General features: G+C 48.6%; 2 pseudogenes. Both read right to left on the bottom strand.

Annotated elements, in window-relative coordinates:
• Positions 1 to 129: pseudogene (locus K5E19_RS24010) on the bottom strand (GTPase HflX); the annotation flags it as partial.
• 74 nt (positions 130 to 203) lie between these two features.
• Positions 204 to 512: pseudogene (gene hfq / locus K5E19_RS24015) on the bottom strand (RNA chaperone Hfq); the annotation flags it as partial.

The following is a 512-nucleotide window of genomic DNA, read 5'->3' on the forward strand; positions in this document are numbered from 1 at the left end:
CTGTAATGCTTCGACACCGGCGGAAGAGACCAGAGCTTCAAACTCCTGGAGATCTTCCATATCTTTGTCTTGCGTAAAATAGATGTGTACCAGTACCGCATGCTCGCCGGCATCATAACGGTCAAACAAGCGTATTATCCTCAAAATAAATCAGCGGGGAACGCAGAAACCTGGCTCCCCGTGTGGAAAAACAGCCCGTTACCTTATTCGGTTTCTTCGCTGTCCTGCGCAGGAGCAGAAGAGCCCTGTGCGTTGCTGCCATGATGGTAGTTACTACCGGTGCCGCCGCCAGCGTTGTTGCTGTGATGAGATACTGGACGAGACGGAACAACAGTAGAGATAGCGTGCTTATAAACCATCTGGCTGACCGTGTTTTTCAACAGGATCACGAACTGATCGAAAGACTCAATCTGACCTTGCAGCTTAATACATTCACCAAATAAATAGAAACTGGAACACGTTCACGACGCAATGCGTTCAGAAACGGATCTTGTAAAGATTGCCCCTTAGCC

Origin of the sequence: Enterobacter sp. RIT637, assembly GCF_019718755.1 — a bacterium.
Lineage (GTDB): Bacteria > Pseudomonadota > Gammaproteobacteria > Enterobacterales > Enterobacteriaceae > Enterobacter.